This is a genomic window from Rhodanobacter sp. DHG33 (assembly GCF_014843005.1).
In the GTDB taxonomy this organism is placed as follows: domain Bacteria; phylum Pseudomonadota; class Gammaproteobacteria; order Xanthomonadales; family Rhodanobacteraceae; genus Rhodanobacter_A.
Genome location: NZ_JACYXM010000027.1, coordinates 1 through 650 on the forward strand (window position 1 = coordinate 1; position 650 = coordinate 650).

At 65.1% G+C, this 650-nt stretch carries 1 pseudogene; it reads left to right on the forward strand.

What is annotated here, in order from left to right:
* Positions 1–650: pseudogene (locus IHE46_RS16820) on the forward strand (hypothetical protein); the annotation flags it as partial.

Genomic DNA, 650 nt, shown 5'->3' on the forward strand with positions numbered 1-650 from the left:
GCCTACGTGACCAGCGCGGAGCGCGGCGTTGCCGCCGGCCATTGGCGACGCACCACCACCCAAGGGAGTTCGACCGACACCACGTACTTCGACGCAGACCTGCGTCCGGTGCTCGATGACATCTCCAACGGCAGCACGGACATCAGTACGGCCACGGGCTACGACTGGCGCGGCCTGACCACCCTCGCAACATATCCGGCGCCTGGCAGCTTGGCGCTTTCCGATCCAGCGCTTGCTATCGGAACACACAGCACCTACGACGCCTTGGGCCGATTGACCCAGAGCCAGCAGAACTCGGAGCTGGGTGTGCTGACGACGACGACGGCCTACCTGTCCGGTGCACAGGAACAAGTGACCGATCCGAAGAGCAACGTCACGACCACCACCTACCAGGTGTTCGACGAACCGGATTACAAGACCCCGCTGCAGGTGCAGGCGCCGACCGGCATCACCCAGGCGATCAGCCGCGACGTCTACGGCAACCCGCTGTCCATCACCCAGTCGGGCGCCTACGGCACCGGCACGCTCAGCTTTACCAAGTCGCTGTATTACGACAGCTACCACCGCCTGTGCCGCACCGTCGAGCCGGAAACCGGCAGCACGGTGATGGCCTACGACGGGGCCAACAACCTGGCCTGGACGGCGGAAGG